This is a genomic window from Stieleria bergensis (assembly GCA_007745635.1).
GTDB classification, from domain to species: domain Bacteria; phylum Planctomycetota; class Planctomycetia; order Pirellulales; family Pirellulaceae; genus Stieleria; species Stieleria bergensis.
The window spans coordinates 1,226,060-1,245,718 of sequence record CP036272.1 but is presented as its reverse complement, the minus strand read 5'-3'; the positions used below and the strand labels follow the sequence as shown (position 1 = coordinate 1,245,718).

18 protein-coding genes are annotated in these 19,659 nt (G+C 55.1%); 6 read left to right on the top strand and 12 right to left on the bottom strand.

Annotated elements, in window-relative coordinates; all coding sequences use genetic code 11:
• Window positions 1-194: 194 nt before the first annotated feature.
• Window positions 195-1,379 carry a formylglycine-generating enzyme family protein gene (locus SV7mr_RS04055; protein WP_145269459.1) on the bottom strand — a complete coding sequence of 395 codons (1,185 nt, stop codon included), beginning with the start codon at window positions 1,377-1,379 and terminating at the stop codon, window positions 195-197.
• Window positions 1,380-1,738: 359 nt separating this feature from the next.
• Window positions 1,739-3,259 carry a S1C family serine protease gene (locus tag SV7mr_RS04050; protein WP_419188070.1) on the bottom strand — a complete coding sequence of 507 codons (1,521 nt, stop codon included), beginning with the start codon at window positions 3,257-3,259 and terminating at the stop codon, window positions 1,739-1,741.
• Window positions 3,260-3,689: 430 nt separating this feature from the next.
• On the opposite strand from SV7mr_RS04050, the gene SV7mr_RS04045 reads away from it, so the two are divergent.
• On the top strand, window positions 3,690-5,396 hold the full coding sequence (locus tag SV7mr_RS04045) for a glucuronate isomerase (protein ID WP_145269455.1): 1,707 nt from the start codon (window positions 3,690-3,692) through the stop codon (window positions 5,394-5,396).
• Window positions 5,397-5,779: 383 nt separating this feature from the next.
• On the opposite strand, the gene SV7mr_RS04040 is transcribed toward SV7mr_RS04045, so the two are convergent.
• From SV7mr_RS04040 to SV7mr_RS04000, 10 genes are all read right to left on the bottom strand, one after another.
• Window positions 5,780-7,351: a 2-isopropylmalate synthase gene (locus tag SV7mr_RS04040; RefSeq protein ID WP_145269453.1), complete on the bottom strand. Its 1,572-nt coding sequence runs from the start codon at window positions 7,349-7,351 to the stop codon at window positions 5,780-5,782.
• A 566-nt stretch (window positions 7,352-7,917) separates the two neighbouring features.
• On the bottom strand, window positions 7,918-8,664 hold the full coding sequence (locus SV7mr_RS04035) for an EscU/YscU/HrcU family type III secretion system export apparatus switch protein (RefSeq protein ID WP_145269451.1): 747 nt from the start codon (window positions 8,662-8,664) through the stop codon (window positions 7,918-7,920).
• A gap of 9 nt (window positions 8,665-8,673) precedes the next feature.
• Window positions 8,674-9,504, bottom strand: coding sequence for a flagellar biosynthetic protein FliR (locus SV7mr_RS04030; RefSeq protein WP_145269449.1), 831 nt, complete (start codon window positions 9,502-9,504; stop codon window positions 8,674-8,676).
• Window positions 9,505-9,546: 42 nt separating this feature from the next.
• Entirely contained in the window at window positions 9,547-9,816 is a 270-nt protein-coding gene (locus SV7mr_RS04025; RefSeq protein ID WP_419188069.1) for a flagellar biosynthetic protein FliQ, read from the bottom strand.
• On the bottom strand, window positions 9,813-10,688 hold the full coding sequence (gene fliP, locus SV7mr_RS04020; protein ID WP_419188068.1) for a flagellar type III secretion system pore protein FliP: 876 nt from the start codon (window positions 10,686-10,688) through the stop codon (window positions 9,813-9,815). Before fliP ends, SV7mr_RS04025 begins: the two co-directional genes overlap by 4 nt.
• Before the next feature lie 327 nt (window positions 10,689-11,015).
• Window positions 11,016-12,119 (bottom strand): pilus assembly protein TadG-related protein, encoded by a 1,104-nt coding sequence (locus SV7mr_RS04015; protein WP_419188067.1) that lies wholly within the window; start codon window positions 12,117-12,119, stop codon window positions 11,016-11,018.
• A gap of 174 nt (window positions 12,120-12,293) precedes the next feature.
• Complete coding sequence (locus SV7mr_RS04010; RefSeq protein ID WP_145269442.1) at window positions 12,294-13,400, bottom strand: pilus assembly protein TadG-related protein; 1,107 nt, start codon at window positions 13,398-13,400, stop codon at window positions 12,294-12,296.
• Window positions 13,401-13,542: 142 nt separating this feature from the next.
• Window positions 13,543-14,100 (bottom strand): TadE/TadG family type IV pilus assembly protein, encoded by a 558-nt coding sequence (locus SV7mr_RS04005; RefSeq protein WP_419188066.1) that lies wholly within the window; start codon window positions 14,098-14,100, stop codon window positions 13,543-13,545.
• Between the two features lie 7 nt (window positions 14,101-14,107).
• On the bottom strand, window positions 14,108-14,284 hold the full coding sequence (locus tag SV7mr_RS25055) for a hypothetical protein (protein ID WP_419188065.1): 177 nt from the start codon (window positions 14,282-14,284) through the stop codon (window positions 14,108-14,110).
• Window positions 14,285-14,296: 12 nt separating this feature from the next.
• Entirely contained in the window at window positions 14,297-14,554 is a 258-nt protein-coding gene (locus tag SV7mr_RS04000) for a TadE family protein (protein WP_419188064.1), read from the bottom strand.
• A 410-nt stretch (window positions 14,555-14,964) separates the two neighbouring features.
• Between SV7mr_RS04000 and SV7mr_RS03995 the strand changes: the two genes are divergently transcribed.
• The 5 genes from SV7mr_RS03995 to SV7mr_RS03975 all read left to right on the top strand — a co-directional run bounded on the left by SV7mr_RS03995 (window position 14,965) and on the right by SV7mr_RS03975 (window position 19,589).
• Window positions 14,965-15,447, top strand: coding sequence for a TadE family protein (locus SV7mr_RS03995; protein WP_145269435.1), 483 nt, complete (start codon window positions 14,965-14,967; stop codon window positions 15,445-15,447).
• Between the two features lie 68 nt (window positions 15,448-15,515).
• The gene (locus SV7mr_RS03990) at window positions 15,516-15,974 is read left to right on the top strand and encodes a TadE/TadG family type IV pilus assembly protein (RefSeq protein WP_145269434.1); all 459 of its coding nucleotides are present in this window, start codon (window positions 15,516-15,518) and stop codon (window positions 15,972-15,974) included.
• 86 nt (window positions 15,975-16,060) lie between these two features.
• Window positions 16,061-17,341: a vWA domain-containing protein gene (locus SV7mr_RS03985; protein WP_419188063.1), complete on the top strand. Its 1,281-nt coding sequence runs from the start codon at window positions 16,061-16,063 to the stop codon at window positions 17,339-17,341.
• A 75-nt stretch (window positions 17,342-17,416) separates the two neighbouring features.
• Entirely contained in the window at window positions 17,417-17,977 is a 561-nt protein-coding gene (locus SV7mr_RS03980) for a hypothetical protein (protein ID WP_145269432.1), read from the top strand.
• 178 nt (window positions 17,978-18,155) lie between these two features.
• Entirely contained in the window at window positions 18,156-19,589 is a 1,434-nt protein-coding gene (locus tag SV7mr_RS03975; protein ID WP_145278007.1) for a sulfatase-like hydrolase/transferase, read from the top strand.
• Window positions 19,590-19,659 lie beyond the last annotated feature (70 nt).

The following is a 19,659-nucleotide window of genomic DNA, read 5'->3' as shown; positions in this document are numbered from 1 at the left end:
AACTTTCTAGCCACCAGCCACCAGCCACCAGCCACCAGCCACCAGCCACTCGCCACCAGCCACTCCAATGCACGAAGAACCAAAAACAGAGAGCCTTTGCAAAACATCTTGTTTGCAAAGGCTCTGTGTGAGTTGCAGTGGCACTGCGTGAGTTGCAGTGTCTTGCGGAACAAAACGAGGCTCAAGCGCCTGGTCTATTTGATAGCCGCTGGCAATTCGGGATCAACCAATCCCATTCCGCCACGACCTCCATCAATCCGGGACTTCACATCCAACAAGGTGTCTTCAGCTTGTGGTTCCCAGAACTTGGTGATCGTGTCTTTGGCCAATGGCTTGTACGAACGGAAGATGCGGAAGCCAACCCCACGTGATGGATCACTGGTGAACCACCAGGGGCTTCGGGGATAGTTTGGATCGTCAGCTTTCCACTCTTCGTCATCCGATGCCAAGCGCGAGGCACTTCGCAAGTCTTCCGGATCAAATTCCCAAGTACCACCACGCAGGACGCACGGCGATGGCGAGGAAGGCCAAACCACCATTTCCGTTGCGTTAATGCCTTGCTTGTCAGCAAAGTCTGCGTAGCCATTTTCGGTGTAAGCATTCACAGTCCACTCGGCGACGTTCCCGTGCATGTCGTGCAAACCAAATGCGTTGGGCTTCTTGGTCCCCACCTTTCCCTGGCCTTCATCACTGTTGTCAAAGTGCCACGCGTAGTCGTCGATCGCGCCTGCGTCATCGCCCCAGCTGTAGGCCGTCGTGGTGCCAGCACGAGCGGCGTATTCCCATTCAGCTTCGGTTGGCAGGCGGTACTGTTGACCGCTGACCAGGCTGAGCCACTTGGTGAATTGCTGAGCTGAGTACTGCGTCATGGTCACGGCGGGTTGACTATCTTCTTCGCCGTACTCGTAGGTGAATGTTGGCTCATACAATTCGGTCGGCGCGGTGATTGCATCGACTTTGTTTGCATCGGTGACCGAACGCTTCCCGGACGATTCAAACTCTTTGAAGATTCCGTACAAGGCCATGAATTCCTTGTACAGTGCCCAATTGACTTCCGTCTTGGCAACCCACATTGGATCAACGGTGACACGTACTTGAGGCCCTTCGTCTTCTTGACGATCGGCTTCGGTTTCGGGGCTACCGATCATGAACTCTCCGCCGGGCACGGGGATCATTTCCACGACCTGCTCTGTGCCTGGCACGCGAAAATCGTAGGGCACCATGTAAAGGTTTTCGTCCACTTTGATGGAAGGACCTTCAGCGGGCTTTTCCTTGGCCAGTCCAGGTGCAAGCTCAGCCGCCGAAACGAGGCAGTTTGAACCAGCCAAACAGAATGCACAAACGGCTATTAAGGCGGCCAACAGTGTGATTGGTTTCATTTTCACGGCGTCTATCTCAAGTCATATTCGAAGGCAACAGCCACCTGAAGTGGCAGGCAGGTTGAGAGCTCGCAATCAGCCTCTGGTCGGCGAGAGCACCCTGCTAACAGTGATTCTGAATCACGGAAGTATAGAGCAGTCCCACGGTGATTTCGATTGTCAATCAGTTAGAAACGCTGGCAATTTCGCCACAGCACAGGCAAGACCCCACCCCGCAAGTCATTTGAGTCACGATCAAGACGGCTGAGTGACACAGGCTGCATCAATTGGTGTGCGAGGAACCACCCAAGCCGTCGTCGAAACAGCACGACCGGGGCACGCATCCGCCGCAATGGCAATGGGGCGAGTTGCCAAAGAGGCTATCGAAAGTCCAGCGCCGGAGGACGGGTTCCCAGTAACACCGAAAAATTCATGGACTGGCCGCTGCGGACGATGGACACTTCGATTTTCGTTCCCGCCATGGCATTCCCCACCACTTGGATCAAATGAACCACCGAACGAATTGCCTCGCCATCGACGTGCGTGATGATGTCATCAACTTGCAATCCAGCCAGAGCAGCAGGTGAATCCGTACCGACCACCGAGCCAACCAGAGCGCCTCGCAGCAGATGGCTCTTGCTGGTCAATTGCTGATCGGGAACCTCCAGCAAAGTGACTCCCAAATGCCCGCGCAACACCTTGCCTTTGGCTCGCAGTTGATCGTAAACACGATGCGCGATTTCACTAGGAATCGCAAAGCTAACGCCTTGGTATGTGTCACCGATGATGGCAGTGTTGATGCCAATCAAACTGCCGGCCGCATCGACCAGCGGACCACCGCTGTTGCCAGGATTGACGGCAACGTCGCTTTGCATGAAATCTTGGTATTGATCGTCCGCTCGGACCACCCGATGCTTGCCGCTTAAAACGCCAAAGGTGACCGTGCTGTTCAAGCCAAAGGGACTGCCGATGGCCCAGACTGGCGACCCGATCCCAACGGCCTCGCTATCACCCCAGCGAATGGGAATCAAATGATCGGCATCAACCTTTAAAAGCGCCAAGTCCGTCCCGGGATCGGTCCCGATCACATCAGCGTTACAGCGACGCCCATCACTCAGGGTGACCTCAATGACCTGGCTGCCCATCACCACATGGCGATTGGTCAACAGATAACCATCGGTGTCCACGACCACTCCACTGCCCTGATCTGAAATCAAGATCGAAGGTGCACCGGACGAGTTCCTGGACAACTGGGTCAGCTTGCCAACGTCCTGGCGCTGCACATCAATGTGCACGACACTGGGACCGGCCACATCACTGACCATTTGGTAAGCATGACTCAGAGAATCCAATGAGACATCGCGGAGCGAGGCAGACGCGACTTCGTGCTGGGCTCGCAATTGTCCACGCCGGAACGCGTGCGTCACCGACTCCACAATTCCAGGCAATGCAAATTTTGCCGCGACCAGCAAGACAGCCACGGTCACCACCATGATCATCGCTTGCCGCAAGGATTCGATCAGAGCACCTCGCGAGGCTTGTTGGATTCGCCGAGACTGCTGAGCACTGTGATTTGACTTGGCCTTTGCAGGCGAGTCGCTCAATTCGGGAGCTTGCTGTGGCTGATCCTGCGTGAGCTCCACTTGATCAGACGAAGCGTCAGCGGGCGGATCGTTTTGTGATGCAGACGACTCAGGCAGCTCTGACAAGACAGGCAGCTCTGACAAGACAGGCGGTCTGATCGATTGCGGACCATCGATTCGCAGGTCGGGCGACAAGGCCTCCCGCTGTTGCTGGGGCATCGGCTGAAATCCAGTTTCCACGACCACTTCATCGTTGCCCGTGAGCGACGTTCGCTCGGGCTGAGACGTTGAAGGGTTTTGAAAAGGAAACTGAGGCATCTTTTCGCAATCAAAAAAGGAATGGAAAAGCGAACGCTTTGAGGGCATCAACACGCTTTGGACGATCTATCGGTCCAGTGCAACCACCCGAGTACGGAAATCATTGTACGAGTTATCATTCTAGTAATGGCAACTAAATTTCCACATTTTTCTACCGTTTTGCCGAGCAGAACACGCAAAATCGGAGCCCAAAACGTTGATTGGCGCGGTTTAGGCGGGGATCGGCGATGCCGGTCGCTCAGGGGCTGGCTGCGTGCCAGACCCGATGTGGGGCGGCGACAAAAGCTCAGACCTGCTGCTAAAATCAGTGGCCGTGGAATCAATCATTCGCGATCCGACCGGCGATCGCGGTCATTCCCACCGCCATGGTGCTGCGAATACAATCGCACGTCATCGATTTTGCCTGCCCCTTTCTCAAAGCATTGCTCACATGGTTTCTCATTCTCAGCGTGACCTCACCTCGGCTCGTGAAACGATCTATCAGGCGATTTCCGCGATTCGCATGATCGACCCTCACACGCACATCAATCCGCACGCCCCAGCCTCAACAACGCTGGCTGACATTCTGGGCTACCACTATTACACCGAACTGGTTCATTCCGCTGGCATGCCGCGCCTGGAAATCGAAGAGCCCAATATCGGTCCGCAGGAACTCGTGCGTCGACTGGTGTTTGGTTTAGAGAACATTAGCAACACCGCCAACTATGGCTGGCTGATCGATCTCTGCCAGACCTTCTTTGGCTTTGAAGACGATCAAATCACCAGCAACAACTGGGAAGCACTGTACGACGCGGCCGAGACCAAAATGTCATCGCCAAATTGGTCCCAGCAGATCCTTGACCAAAGCAACGTCGAGGCAGTGTTTTTGACCAACGACTTCGACGATGAATTGGAAGGTTTCGATACCAACACCTATATCCCCTGCTTGCGAACCGACGACTTGGTCTTTCATTTGGCCAAACCCGAAGTCCGTCGGCGGCTGGAATCATGTAGCGGCGTGTCGCTCAACGGTTCGCTCAGCAGCCTGCGAGACGCCTTGCGACAACGCTTTGAGCACTTTGTGGCCCACGGAGCGCGAGCCTGCGCAATTTCGCTGCCGCCCACCTTTGCTCCCACTCACATCAGCGATGCAGAAGCGGCGGCGGCACTGGACCAAGTGCTCAAAAATGGCCTGAACAGCAACGCCTCCAGTGTTGAAACGCTTTCTCAGTTCGTCTTCTGGACACTGGCCCAATTGTGCAGCCAATTCCGACTGCCATTTGACTTGATGATCGGCGTCAATCGCGGCGTGTACCCCGCTGGCGTCTTTCAGGGACAGGACCTTTACGATAGCCGCGTGTCACTGATTCAGTACCGCGAACTGTTCAACGCCTTTCCCAGCGTCAAGTTTCCAGTCTCGGTTCTCGCCAGTGTGACCAACCAAGAACTGGTCAGCTACAGCTGGATCTTTCCCAACGTGATCACCAACGGTCACTGGTGGTACAGCAACACGCCCTCGTTCATCCAACGCGACCTGACAGCCCGCCTGGAAGCCGTTCCACGCAGCAAGCAAATCGGTTATTACAGCGACGCTTATAAATTAGAATTCGTCCTGCCCAAATTCGACATGTATCGCCGCATCCTCTCGGGCGTTTTGGCAGAGCAATTCGTCGGCGAGAATGGCTGGAGCGAAGAACGTGCGATTGAACTGGGGCATCAAGTACTGCGTGGCAACGTCGATCGCCTGTTTCAGCAGCCTCAAGGGGAACCGGGCAACTGGTCCGAAGCCGCAGAAGTCCCTGACGTGAACGCCTATGTTGCCACCGCCAGCACCGAACCACCAGAGGAACTCGACCCGGTGCCAAGCGACAACGAAATCGACACGGCGGGCCTGCCGGACGTTCAACTGACCGGCCGCGCTGTCGATGATGTCCTGGCAATGGAAACCGAGGACGAACCACTGGACGTCGGCAACATTGTCGGCGAAGTCCCCGCAGACCCCAGTGGACCAGACACACCCGGATCGCAGATTCAAATGCTGACCGGTGACGGAGAATTTACTCCTGACCAAGACTCGATGCGTCTCAAGCCTGATCCAATGACTGGCGAACTGCAGTTCCCGATCGACGAATCAAAGCCCAAGAAGCCAAGCGAATGACAGCGTGAATGAGGAGCACCAACAACGGCGCATGCGAGCATGCGCCGTTTGCAGCCTGTGGCGTGCTGAATGAACCAGCGCCGCTGACAACACCTGGCAGAGCAACCTCTGGCGAAGGCCCGTGCTGCAGATGACAGCAGCTCTACGCTCGGCTGGCCCGAAACCGCATGTGGAACACCTACGGCGGGCGGCGTCCGGCGGGCGGCGTTCGGCGGGCGGGCCGGACGTTTCTTCGGGGCACCTGATCGGGGACAGCTTTGAAGGTCTTAGAGCCCGGCAGTGCAGAAGCCGAAAATCCACGTGATTGCGGATTAACGGTGCGATGCCATGTCAATGGTGCGTGCAAGCACGACACCCTACGAACCGAGTTGACTCAGCAGCGTTTACTCGGCAGCGATTCGGTTGATCGCGTTAAGCATGGCCAAGATCGTGCTTTCGACACTGTCGGTGCTGACGCCGACGCCGCGATACAGGCGGCCCTTGTGCTCAACTTCTAGATTGACTTCACCAATGGCATCTCGGCCCAAGGTTGCACTGCGAACCCGATAGTCCTTGCAAATCACCTCAACACCGGTGATTTGCTCGACAGCCCAAAACGCGGCATCAATGGGGCCGTCACCCTGCGCCACAACGGCAGAGGTTTCCTGTCCACCGTTGCCCAGAGTAAGCTTCACGCTGGGTGTCTTGCCCATCGCACTGGTGACTTCGTAATCAACCAAAGTCCACGCTTGAGTGTCACTGGTACTGATCTGTTGTTGGATCAGAGCCATGATGTCACCATCGTAGATCTCTTTCTTTTTATCGGCCAAGATTTTGAACTGTTCGAAGACATTCTTCAGTTCGTCACCGGCCAGTTCAACGCCCAGCGTCTTAGCGCGATCGGCCAACGCGGCGCGTCCACTGTGCTTGCCCAGGACCAAATCGGTCTTCGCCATGCCAACTTCTTCGGGTGACATGATTTCATAGGTGCTGCGTTCCTTCAGCATGCCATCTTGGTGAATGCCTGATTCGTGTGCAAAGGCATTGCGTCCCACAATGGCTTTGTTGCGCTGCACACTGATGCCGGTGACTTTGCTAACCAGGCGACTCGTTGGCACCAATCGTTTGCTATCGATGCTGGTGTGGCAACGATAGAAGTCTCCGCGCGTCTTCATCGCCATCACGACTTCTTCCAACGCCGCGTTGCCAGCTCGTTCGCCGATCCCATTGATCGTGCACTCAATCTGCCCGGCACCTGCCGCGACCGCGGACATGCTGTTGGCAACGGCCAAGCCCAAGTCATCGTGGCAGTGCGTGCTTAAGATGGCCTTGTCCATGTTGGGCACTCGATTGCGCAGCATGTCAAAGATTTGATAAATCTCTTGCGGCGTGACGTATCCAACGGTGTCAGGAACATTGATCGTCGTGGCCCCCGCATCGATCGCCGCTTCAACAACCCGGCAAAGGAAGTCGTGCTCGGTACGACAGGCATCTTCGGGCGAAAACTCGACGTCTTCGCAGCGGCTCACGGCCAGCTTGACGCCTTCGACTGCTCGCTTGACGATTTCATCCGGCGTCATTCGCAGCTTGAACTCGCGGTGAATCGCACTGGTGGCCAAGAAGACGTGGATGCGAGACTTCTCGGCTGGCTCAACCGCATCGGCGGCACGCAGAATGTCCTTTTCACTACAACGGGCGAGACCACAGATGGTCGATCCCTTGATCGCACGCGCAATCTGCTGAACGGCCTCAAAGTCGCCCGGTGAAGCAATCGGGAACCCGGCCTCAATGATGTCCACACCAAGTTTCTCGAGTGCGTAAGCCACTTCCAGCTTTTCGGCGAGGTTCATGCTGGCCCCTGGTGATTGCTCACCGTCACGCAGCGTGGTGTCAAAAATCCGAATATGACGCGATTCATTGGACGCGTCAGCCGCAGCGGGTTTGCTGTCAGCATTGGCTGTTTGCTGTGGTTCCATGTCAATGTCCTGCCGGACGGGTAAAGGAATACTGGAAGTGAAAACGATACGTTAGAAACGAAACGATGTGGGTCAATGCGACGACGGGTAAACGACCGGTAACAAACACAAAAAAACCCGAGCCTCAGGGAAGACTCGGGTTTTTGCGTTTGTTCGGTTGGTCGGCCGCGTTAGCAGCCCGTCAAGCGATGCGTAGAAACCCTCGTCTTCCCGCTGGCTAGCAATGGAAGGAGTAGGAGAATTTCGTTTCGAAGTCGCAACGCTTGGTTCATGTCAACAGCCTAGATCAAAAGCCCGCAAATCGTCAAGCGGGTTTCGCACTTTGCATCAAGAATCTTGCGATGGCGGCATGCACGCCAAGCCCTTGCCAACGCCCAAGACCACCCATCACTCAACCGACACTGCAAGCATCGATCAGGTTCGCCCGAACCCCGGACGCATCGGAGCCGCGAACCAGGAAGGTTAACGATCCACGGCAGAACAGCCCCACAATCGACGTGACGCAGAATAGATAAGACGCAAAACCCACGCTCACACCATCGAGCTGAAGCTGCCAGTCGGCATGCTCATTCAGCCAGCGCCTGCACCGGCTGGGACCTGGCGACTTGCTGGCCGCGGGGACCTTCTTCGTTTCGTAACTCTTCACGCAACTCTTGTTCACTCATCATCAAGTCTTGCTGATGCTGCCACCAAGCGATGCCATAGTCTGCCGCTGCCAACATCAACAGCGTTAGCCCAAACCAGACACCACACTCCAGCACGAGTTGAAAGATCGTGGCGGCGATCTCGACCAGTGGCAAACCACCCAGCATGGCAAGCTGCTGCAGTTTGCCTTGGATCATCAAACCGGCAACGGCCAACATCACCAGTAACTTGAATCCAGCCAATGCCACAGCGAACAAACGTCGCGCCGAAAACATCAAACGCAAACCCGCTAATGGAGACACTCGCTGCCAAGATGGTTGTAACTTTGCTGGCGTAAACATCGGACCGGTTTGCAACACACTCAAACAAACCGACCCCAGCATCATCGCTAACGCCAAGGGGACCAGCATCATCAATCCCGAAAAGGCCGCGGCAATCAACAGCTGATAAATGGCTTCACCGTCGGCGCGGATCATCGCTGGCGATTGTGTCACTTGCCGAATGCTGGCACTGGCTCGATCCGCAATCTCTGGCGCGACAAACCATAGCATCAGCGTGAGCGCCAACAGGCCACCGGCTGACACCAATTCCTTGGACTTGGCAACTCGTCCTTGAGCACGAGCCTGCTGGCGACGCTTCGGTGTTGGTAAATGAACTTTATCTGACATGTTGCGAGATCAATAAAGCCCCAACCGAGAAAGCGTGTCAGCCACCTGAACCTGAAAGATCATGCCAGCCGCACCCACGGTCAATGCTAAGATCGCCAGGCCACCTAAAACATTCAGGTTAATTCCGATCGCCAACAAGTTCAGCTGTGGCAGCGAACGACTGATCAAGGAAACAACCAAGTTGCCGATCAACACGACTGCGATCACCGGTGCAGCAACGCGCAAGCCCGATTCGATTCCGATCGCCAAATGGTCCCAAACCAACTCCGCCAACTCAGCCGTTGATGGCACCACCGTCGGCGGCATCCGCTGAAAACTCATCAGCAAACCATCCAGCAATAATCGATGCGCCCCAACAGCAAACAAGATGGCAACAATCAATAGCCCTAACAACTGAGACATCTGTGGAACGGACTGGCCTTCACTGGGCGAAGCGGCTTGCGCTAACTGCATGCCCATCACCGAAGCAATCAATTCACCCGCCATCAAGATGCCGCAATAGAGCAACTGGATCGTGCCTCCGATCACCAAGCCAAACATCAGCTCGCGCGCACAGGCGATCAATCCGTCGACCACCCCTGATGGCACTGGCTGCCCGGTTCCATGAGCGATCGTGCTGGGTGCGACAATCAACGCAATCGCCATCACCAAAACCAAACGGAATCGCATCGGCAATAAAGCCGTAAAACAGGGCACCGCGAGAACCGTTCCAGTGATCCGAGCGATGATCAAGACGAATACCACCAACGAATCCACCGCATAGGCATTCACCCCTGGCAACCAATTGGACCAATTAGAATCCAACCCCGCAGGCAACCAAGATGCAATGGATTCAAACACGCGCGATCACTGACCCGAATGATGTTTGGAAGAACGAGAACCCTAATAAGGTTCGACACCCGACATGGTCTGCCAAAACTGCATCACCTGAGAAAACATCCAAGGCAAACAAACTAGCAACACCATCACGCTGGCAAGTAACTTGGGCACAAAGGAAATTGCTTGATCCTGAATCTGAAACAGAGACTGCAACAGCCCCGTCAGCAATCCCATCAACACGCCAACAATCAATATCGGCGCGGCAATCATGGCAGCAAGCAGCAACGCTTGCTGACACATTTCAATCGCAGTGTCTGCATCGATGTGAGTCAACTGATCGGCCCAAAACTGTTTAACAACATCCCAACCACTTGATGCCAGCCATCAACCAAGACGAACAACAGCAGTTTCAATGGCAACGACACCATTGCCGGTGGCAACATGAACATGCCCATCGACGTCGTCACACTGGCAACCACCAAGTCGACGACCAATAATGGTAAAAAGATCGTAAAGCCCATCAGGAACGCGACTTTCAACTCGCTGATGACAAAGGCCGGCAAGAGCACTTGCATCGGCACCTCAGCGAAGGACTCCAACGCCGCGCCCTCCGGATAGGCGTGGCGGTAAAACAAAAAGACATCCGCGCGATTATCGGCCGCGGCGATCTGCGCCGCCATGAACTGACGAATCGGCAACGCGCCAGCATCATAGGCTTGCCCCAACGTCATGCCACTTTCGTCTTGACGATAGGGCTCGATCGCGTCGTCATACACACGCGTCCAAACCGGCGTCATCACAAGCAAGGTCATGAACAGCGACAGACTGGTCAGCACTTGAGTCGGCGGTAATGTCTGCAGCCCAATCGCCTGCCGCACCAACGACAACACGACCATGATGCGAATGTAACTGGTCGTCATCAAAAGCACCGCTGGAGCCAAGCTAACGACCGACAACAACAGCACCGCTCGCAAACTGCTGCCAATGTTCTCCGGAGCCGCAATCGAACCCTCGCCACCGGCGATTGACTCAATCATCTGCCCCGCGCTTGAAACGCCTTGATCGTCCGAGATCGCATTCTGCAAGCCAGGAGAGATCGCCTCGTCCTGCAATGGCTCGCCCGCGACCAATGTCTGCGCGTGCGCTGACATCGGCAAAACGCCGACACAAATGGCAAAGACGAACAGGAAAACAGAACGCAACACGTTGAACCGCTAAGACAAAGGTGTTTGGGCAAGCTGCATTGATTGCTAGCAAATGCCCAAGCAAATAACGGAGGCCTGTCGGCCTCTCAGCGGGATGACTTTAGAAAAAATGCCGTCGAAAACGATAGATGAGTTTTAAAATGGATTGCCGCGTCAGACCACGAGCGTCTCGCCGCCCCTGACACCCCCAACGGGCGTCTCCCCCTGCTTTACCCTGCCCTGCCCGTTCTCTCCAGCACCGCGCAAAAAAAGACAGCATGCAACCCAGAAGTCGCATGCTGCCTTGTTTGGTTTGGAAAATCAGCCTTTTCGTCGCTGCTCGAGCGATCACTCAATCAATGCCGGAGTTGTAAACGCAGCGCTGATGCTGTGTGAGGTGTCTGACAAATCGTGATTCGGTCTCAAGTCGCCATCATAAAGATAGGTCTTTTTAATTTCGACAAACGTGCGTCCGTTGCCGCGAAACTCACTATTAACCACTTGAACAACGCCCCAATCCACGATTCGAAATTCTGTGCCGCCACCATGGCCGGCCAGGTCGTCGTAGATCGGAATCAGTCGAGTCTGACCATGCACGTCGGCGACTGCGTGTCGCATCCCGCCGGAAAGCCCGGTGTCACCGTTGACGTAAAAGTCCAGATCACCGTCGATGTACTCGTCGGTGGGAATTCGACTTTCGCCGTTCAACGCATCTAAATCGTCTTGATACAGCCCACCACGAATTTGGTCGCTCAAGTCACGGGTACTGTTATTCGAGATGCCGATATCGACGGTTCCCCAGTTGCCAGGAATCATATTGCCAGCCCCATCCTCCAAGTGTCCGTCCCCGTAAATACTCCAAACGTGCCCCTCCGGCAAACCATTCCAATGACTCTCTGGCACGGAAAACGGCAACACGCTAGATCCTGGTGGCAAGTAACGCGCTTTCTGCAGCACGGCCGTAGCGGTCACAACCACGTCGGAACTGTCCATGCCAAGCACACGTGCGAAGAACATTGGCACGCCGGGGTTGGTGGCAGTGTCACGACGCAACGTCACGCGGACCGTATCGGCCACGCCATCATTGACAATCGTCAAGTTTGTAAAGACAGTTGCGGGATCAAACCGACCAATTTCAATGTCTTCGTCCAAGACCGTGAAGGCATCGAAATCAGTCAAATTCATTTGCACGTACTGGCGAACCGCTGCTCGCGTAGCAGCCAGATCTTGGGACAAGTCTGCCTTGGGCACAAGTTCCTGCACGGCGGCCAAGGCGGCTGCATCGGCCATCCGTTGAAGTTCAGATCGCTCGCGAAGCACGTAGCCATAATCAACCGCAAAGGCCAGCATTCCGGCGATCGGAATCAGCAGCAGCGCCGTTGTTGCGGCGATCGCACCTTTGCGAGCCTGGCCTGGGCAGCCAGTTGGTTGAGGAGATTTTGAGAAAGCCATGATCGTAAAGTCCGTGTTGCTCAATTTTCGGCCTGCCTCAACACTGACATCAGTGCTGAAGCAGGACGAATGAAACTGTCTGTCAAGGAATCCAATTGCTTCAAACGCCCCTTCTTTACGCTTGCCTTGGCAAACGCGTGTCTTCCACATCATTCTCGTGATCTGTTCAATCGCCTAATCCACCAGCACGGGTACCGTGTAGGCACCGACGATCGATCCTTCGCTGACTGCCAGATCAGGTTGTGGCCGCAAATCACCGTCATAGATGAACGCCTTCTTGACGCGAACATAAGTGTTCTTCGAGCCTTGGAAACGCGAGTCCACCACTTGGCACACGGCCCAATCGACAATGCTAAATTCGGTGTTATTGCCGTTGCCACTGACACCGTTGTAGATTGGGATCAGACGTGTCTGACCATGAATCTGCTTCACCGCATGCTTCATCCCGCCCGACAGACCGGTATCCGCCTGGACGTCGAAATCCAAGTCACCATCGATGTATTCGTTGGTCGGAATTCGCCCATCACCGTACAGTTCATCCAGATCATCTTGGCGAAGCCCATTGATGATTTGATCAGACAGGTCTGCGGTACTGTTGTTTTCGTTGCCAATGTCAACCGTTCCCCAGTTGCCAGGAATCAGGTGCCCATGACTGTCTTCAAGCCGTCCGTCCCCGTAAATATTCCAAACCTCGTTCTGCGCCATATTGTTCCATTCGTTCTGGGGAATGGAAAATGGCAAGACATCCGAACCTGGCGGAATGTAACGCGCTTTCTGCAAGACAGCGGTCGCCGTGACGACGACATCGGAGGTGTCCATGCCAAACACGTTGGCAAAAAAGAGTGGTATCGCCGGATTCGTCTCACCATCTCGACGCAGGGTCACTCGAATCGTATCCAGCGTCCCGTCCTGCAAGAGCGAGACAGAATCGTAGATCATGTCTGGATCGAATCGACCGATTTCGATGTCTGCATCCGCAACATTGAATCCCTCAAGTTCCGTCATATTCGCGGCAACATATTCCCGAATGGTTGCCATCGCCGTGGCGACATCTTGAACGCCCTGGTCATCGGGCACTAAATCTTGAACGCCAGCGAGTGCCGCCGCATCTGCAGCACGCTGCAATTCAGATCGCTCACGAAGCAAGTATCCGTAATCAACAGCGAACGCGAGCATCGCTGCCATCGGTATCAACAGCACGGCGGCGATCACTGCGATCGCCCCCGTCCTGTGTGCAGTTGGCCGCCTAGTCGGCCAGCAGTAAGGACTGAAGTGACTCATCGAACTTATATCCAAAAGGTGTTTAAACTTCAAAGCGTTAAAAATCAATCAAAAATGATTGCGTAGCAAAACGAGTTTGCCTACCAAACTCACACACCGATCAAAGGGAAACAAATAAGGAATACAGAATGATGCGTTGGCGCTATTCACGCCGCATCACGGTGGTCGTTGTGAATGCCGAATTGGACAAACCGGGAAAACCAGGTGTCCAACGTACGGACTCGTACTGCAGCGTCACGGTCACGGAGACGGCATCCCCCGTCTGCAAGGCGTTCATGTCCCCATTGACGGCGGTCCCCGCACGATCAGCGACGGTGATCGGCGTGTGACCAGCCAAGGTTTCCGCAGCAACGTTCGGAAAGTTCTGTTGCAAGTAGGACGTCACTGCATTGCTGACTTGAGCGGTATCGGTTGCTCGATCTCTGGAGGCCTCACGTGCTCCGGCGCGCGAGGCGTCATTGACCACTTGCGACACACTAATCGACTGGCCAACATCAATGCTGCCCAAGACCATCAGCACCAAAACGGGAGCAACAAAGGCAAATTCGACGACCGCTGCACCCTTGCGTGATGCAGCCTTGCGTGATGCAGCCTTGCGTCTTGCGAGACGCCGAGAAACCCCAGCGACTGGTGCCTGAGTTGCACGGGCGCGGGAACCAGAACCAGCGCGAAGTTGATTGAATAATGCAGAATCGTTCATGATGGGCTTACTCCCGAAGCGAGGTCGCGGTGGCGCTAATCGTGACGCCGTCAAGAAAATTTGGCGCAAGCCAGGACACATCGGAAAAGTTCGTGCTCACCGTGGTCGTGATCTCAGTCCCAGGCTCCAGTGCCGACAAGCCATTGGGGGCGATCGCAACATTGCAGGCTGCAGGATCGTTCACGACCTGAGTCAACTAATCGCGTGCCGCTGCCTCCGCGACACCGGAATCATTGCAAGACGCCAAACTGGCACGCCGACAACCCGCTCGAGCTGCATCGGTCATCGTTTGCTGGATCATGACTGCACGACTGAACTCAATCAGGCCGAAAACCAGCATGAAAAAGACCGGCATCACGACAGCCATTTCAACGACGGTTGCGCCGCGGCGATCGCCTGGGCGGCGAGCCGCTTTGTCGCCCGAACGCACGAAAAAAGGGATGAAAGGACTCATAAGCCGTGTTTCAGATAAGGGCATGGTATGGAGCAGAGACAAAGAGCCTGGGCTCACTAAATTGGGGGCACTCAAGACAGAGCATCAGTTGAAACCTGGTATGAGAACCGTCATTAGGCCGCCAAATTCGTGAAAACGGGACGGATAATTCGCCCCACAGCCCCACCCCGTGGCAGGCATCCTGCACGCCTCCGTCACCTAACACCTTTCTGACAATGAAACTCGCCGCAATGAGGTAGGCCACGCAACGGCGACCGACCCTCCGCAAAAAAACATCATGTGTTTGGCTAAATCTTCGGTGAAATCGCTTGCCCCCTAGCCCTCATGGCATAGGGTCCACCGTGTTGACTGTGCGTTTCTCACCCTATTAGCGAGAACGCGCTTGTACACTTTTAGCCGGAGTGCCCATCATGTTTCGCCGCAGGCAATCTCTGCGCAATGACCAAACTCATTGCGTTTCTCGCTGGCCCGATCGCAAAGGGGTCGCGACTGTCGAGTTGGCATTCTGTGTCCCGCTGCTGCTGGTTTTCACCATGGCAACGCTGGACCTCTGCTCCCTGTTTTTCTTGAAGGAAACCATCACGCTGGCGGCCTATGAGGGCGCACGAGCCGGGGTCGCTCGCGGTCGAACCGACGAAGATGTCATCAACCGCATCTACCAAGTGCTTGATGAACGCAATGTTTCCTACGACGCGGGCAGCGTCGCCTTAAGCAGCCCGGGCTTTACAGACGCCGAACAACTGCAACATGTAACCGTCCGCGTCACGCTTTCAACAGAAGGCAATTTACTCGTGCCTTGGGGGCGTTTCACCAAGGACACCCTGTCGGCAGATTGCACGATGCGAAAGGAATATCGCAACCCACAAGTGGGTGATCCCAACCAAGGGTCTTGACCAACAAACAGCCCCAGCTCGTCAGCCCCAGCTCGTCAGCCCCAGCTCGTCAGCCCCAGGAACACCTCATGATCTCATCAAGAAGCCATCGACATCGCGCTCGTCCGATCCGTCGCCAGCGCGATGGACAACGCCTCGGCGCCACTGCAGTTGAATTTGCGATGTGCGCCAACCTTTTCTTTTTCCTGTGCTTCTCCTGCATCGAGATTGCTCGCATGAACATGATTCGCAATCTCGCTCAGGATGCCGCTTACACGGCTGCCCGGCATGTGGTTGTGCCCGGTGCAACAGCAGAGGAAGCTGAAGCCAAAGCCAGACAAGTGTTGGGCATGATCATCAACAATGGCTACACCATCGATGTCCCCACGATTGATCGCGACACACTTTGGGTTGATGTCACGGTGTCGGTGAATCTAAATGAAGTCGCTTTACTGACACCCAGACTGTTCGGCAACAAAACGTTAACAACCACCGCCCGCATGAATACCGAGCGTTACGAACACTACTTCAACCAAGATACCAATTAGCGCGTCAACGGCACCCAACCGTGCCTGATGCGCGTTTTAATCACTTCTTTTAGCTAGCCTTTTCACCAAGCGGTGAGGAACAGGTCATGGGACAAATCAACGTCGCGACAAAACAACAGTGCCGAGACAACCGACGTGGCGCCATCATGGGCGTGATGGCATTGATCTTCCCAGTGCTGGTGATGCTGGCTGCATTTGCGATCAACAGCGCGCACATGCAGCTCACCAGAACCCAACTGATGGTCGCCACTGATGCCGCAGCTCGCGCCGGCGGGCGAGCATTTAGCGAGACCCAGTCCGTTGATTCTGGAATCCAAGCAGCAGCAGCAACGGCCGCGATGAATGTTGTCAACGGCGAACCGCTGGCACTGAAAACCGGAGACAACGACGGGGAAATCATCTTCGGCATCGGGGTGCAGCCAGGCGGCGTCCTGGCTCGTTACGAATTCCAACCCCTCTCGACCGCTGCGGTTCGCGGCGGCCTGACCGCCAGCGCGTTCCAAGTGATTGGCAATCGCACCAACAACTCACTGAACAATCCGGTGCCTGTGATCCTGCCAGGACTGCTAGGGATCAACGAGTTTGAAGTCTCCTGGCCCTCGGTGGCGATGCAGGTTGACCGCGACATTTCACTGGTCCTGGATCGATCGGGATCGATGGACGACCTGGATCTCCCCTGGGAACCAGGCCAAGACCCCTTCAGCAATTCCGCAATCAACTGGGCCGTTGACCAAGGCATGGTCAACCGTTCCTGGAATGGAAACTCCGGCAGCTATCGCTACTACTATGCAGATGGCTACGACAGCGTGAGCTATCAACAGGCCGTCTACGAGGACTATTACGAAAACGGTATGGCGCCGAGAAATGCTTGGCAAGACCTCGTCGTTGCGGTGGATGCGTTCTTAGATATTTTGGACGAAACACCACAAGAAGAACAGGTTTCGCTCGCGAGCTATTCAACTGCGGCGTCCCTCGACAATCTGCTGGAAAAGGACCTCAACCAAATTCGGCGTGTTGTCCATCGCCTAAATACCGGTGGGCGAACGGCGATTGGACAAGGAATGAACCAAGGCATTCGTGCACTTGCCGATGCGCGTGCTCGTCCCTACGCAGCCAAAACCATGGTTGTGATGACCGATGGAATGGAGAACGAAGCCCCCTGGGCCGGGCCCATTGCCCAACGACTGATCGCGGAAATCCCGATGGTCATTCATACGGTTACCTTTGGCCCCAATGCAGATACTCGAGCGATGCGAAATGTCGCCGCCGTTGGCGGTGGCAAACACTATCACGCTGCAACGGGGGCGGACTTGGTCCGGATCTTTCAAGAGATTGCCAACAACCTGCCAACCATTTTGACACAGTGAAACATTGCGTCACGATCCTTCGACCAGTCAACAAATGCATTGATCGCCCCCGTCTGTTAACTCTGAACGCCCATCATGCCAACTTCCAAGCAAAAACCAAACTCCAAGCTGCCCGATTACTACATGAATGACTTGGGGTCTGATCGGACTCCACGTGAGGAACAGGCCCTCAAAGCTTCCGCGCGAGCTTACAAGATCAAGATGAGCGTGATTGCTGTCTCCGCATTCGCCCTGCTAATAATCCTGTCGAGATCCTTGGAAAGCGTGACTGCTGAAAACGAAGCAAACTTGGACACCCAAGACAGACGCACCGTTTCTTCGTCCAAACTGCTAAGAGTCCCCCGAGAAGTTGGTGAGCTACCGGACGTTGATCACATTCACATTGAGCGAGTTGAAGCGGATCTTCAAGCGAGCCTACGCGAACGAGAGATCCCTGCGTTCGTTGGCGAAAGCTCCAAACAAATCAAGGCCAAGATGCTTAAGCGTCAACGCGTCGTCAGGCAACAGTTGCAAGACCTGAATCAAGTGGTAAGTGATTTAGAGGCCAACAGAGCCCCCAGCAGAGCCCCCAACCAGCCTGCGACCATTCAGCAAGAGCTTCAGCAGCATTTGAAAAAGGTTGCCGACGACATCTGAAACATTCTTCGCTGTTAACCGTCAAACCAATTGACTAAACTGGAATTGCCAACACCCCGTCGCCAGACTTCGAGGGGGTGTTTTTCATTTCCACTGCGTTTCCCGTTTGGCTCAGTTTCTCATGCCTATCGTGCTTTCCTTTCTCGCTCGAACGCCGCTTGTCATCGCGACCGTGCTGATGTGCCTGCTATCCCAGAGTCTTTTACAGGCTCAGCAGAATCAGCGTCCGCCAAACATTGTTGTCATCTTGGCGGATGACATGGGATATGGCGACTTGGGCTGCATGGGCAGCCAAACACTCGAAACGCCAAACCTTGACCAACTGGCTGCTGCGGGAGTGCTTTGTCGCCATGCTTATGTAGCGAGTTCGGTTTGTTCCCCATCACGCGCAGGCTTGATGACCGGTCGAGACCCCAGACGGTTCGGCTATGAAGGTAATTTAAATGCCAGCGCGAATTCCTACGCTACGCGTCCCGAACTGCTTGGTTTACCCACCGGTGAACAGACTCTGGCAGATCAATTGAAATCAGCCGGCTATGCCACCGCGCTGATTGGCAAGTGGCATTTGGGGACAGGGGAAGCATTTCATCCCAATCAACGTGGCTTTGATCACTTCTGTGGCATGCTGGGCGGCAGCCATAGCTACTTTCCGCTCAACGGCAGGAACTCTATCGAACGCAATGGCACGCCGGTAACAGAATTCTCCAGCGAGTACATCACCGACTTCTTCACCGATGAGGGTCTGCGTTTCATTGACTGGCAATCGGAACAGCAGCCCAAACAACCCTGGTTCGTCTTCTTCTCTTACAACGCGCCGCATACTCCAATGCAGGCTCTGCCGAATGATCTGGAGCGATTCTCGCACATCACGGACAAGAAGCGGCGCACTTATGCCGCGATGGTTTACGCACTGGATCGAAACGTCGGCAGAATCCGTCAATCCCTTGAAGACAGCGGCCAATGGGACAACACGCTACTAGTGTTTTTCTCCGACAACGGGGGCGCGACCAGCAACGCCAGCTGGAATGGCCCTTTGCGAGGTGCCAAAGGCACCATGCGTGAAGGCGGCATTCGGATCCCCATGATTTGGACTTGGCCCAAACAGTTTCAAGCCGGCCAGGTTTGCAAGTCCGTGATCAGTTCCTTGGACCTGATGCCAACGTTTATGAGTGCTGCTGGTTCGCAGCCACTCCCGCTGAACGATCCACCCAGCCATCAAGACGCGCGGAATCGCAAACGCATGGTCGAACTCGCCGGTCCCTACGATGGGATCGATGTTTTGCCACAGCTGACCGATGTCTCGCTCGATTCCCAACGTCGTTTGCATTGGCGATTACAAGGCCAAGCCGCCATCCTGTTCGGTAAGCACAAATTAGTCCGACTTTCACATCGCCCCGCTGAACTCTTTGACGTTGGCAAAGACATCGCTGAAGCCAACAACAAGCGGCAGACCCATCACGCTGAGTTTGAAGAGATGTTTGAAGCCCTGGGGACCTGGGAGTCCACATTGCCGACGGTACCGCTGTGGGGATCGTCGCCGGTTTGGTCAGGTGTCTCAGCGGAGCACTACGACTCGCTGAACCCACGCCCGGAACCGTCATCGCCCCAGTAGACCGCAAAAAGCTTGTCAAACGCCAATGCGGCGGATGAGCTTTGACTGCACTCTCCCGCAAGCGGGAGGG